The sequence below is a fragment of the Curtobacterium sp. B18 genome, from assembly GCF_000333375.1.
GTDB lineage: Bacteria > Actinomycetota > Actinomycetes > Actinomycetales > Microbacteriaceae > Curtobacterium.
On record NZ_BACZ01000529.1, the window covers coordinates 1 to 955 of the forward strand.

Annotated in this window: 1 pseudogene; it reads right to left on the reverse strand. The window is 76.2% G+C overall.

Features of this window, described 5'->3' with window-relative positions:
• A pseudogene (locus I5E_RS14060) lies at positions 1-804 on the reverse strand (hypothetical protein); the annotation flags it as partial.
• Between the last annotated feature and the right edge of the window lie 151 nt (positions 805-955).

Genomic DNA, 955 nt, shown 5'->3' on the forward strand with positions numbered 1-955 from the left:
CGGGGCCGAGGCCGCACTGCGGAGGTCCGAGCGGTACCCGTCGGCCGTGCTCCCCGTCTGCGTGGCCGTGACGTTGAGCCGGGCGTCGGCGCCCCCGAGGACGATGGTCCACCGGCCGTCCGCGCCGACCGTGGCGGTGCGGTCCGCCGACGACCCGGACACCGAGAGCGTGACCGTCGAGCCGGCGTGGCCCGTCCCGCTCACCGGGCCGTTCGTGGTGCGCGACGAGGTGACAACGGGCGGGACGACGACGTCGGACGCCGGGGTGCGCGCCGAGCCGAGCCCGGGGAAGCTCTCGTCGGAGACCGTGAAGACCTGCTGCGGTCCGCTGCGGACGGTCGCGAGGCACGCCCAGGAGCCGTCGTCGCCGACGGCGGCGGTGCAGCCGGTCGACCCGGTGGCGGCTGGTCCGGTCACGCGCAGGGTGTGCCCCGGTGTGCCCGACCCGCTGAACCGCACGGTCCCGGTCGTGATGTCGCCGGGGTCGTCGATCGACGGGCGGACCGGGGGTCGGCTCGGCGAGGTGCCGGGCGGGGCCGGGGTCAGGTGGCCCTGCGGATCCGGCGTCGGTGTCGGGGTCGTCGTCGGTCCCGGGGTCGACAGCGCGAGCGACGAGGTCGTCGGGTCGGTGTCCGGTGTGGCCCGAGGGGTGTCGGTCACGGCGGTGGCGGGCGCGCTGGCGAGCGTCAGCAGGGTGGCGACGAGTGCGGCGGCCCCCGCGAGCGCCAGCGTGATCCGGGTTCGCCGAACGGGGCCGTCGCCCCCGACGGCCCGGTCGTCCACGTTCTCCCCGCGCGCGTTCATCCGAGTCCATCCCACGTGATCGGGACGCTCGGGTCAATACGTCGAACGGATGATGTCCGCCCGCCGAGCGACACGCCGGGCAGCCCGAGCGCGCGGTGTGTGCGACTCGGGAATCGACCGGAACCGTCGCCGGCGGGCGGAGGGAGCCGAC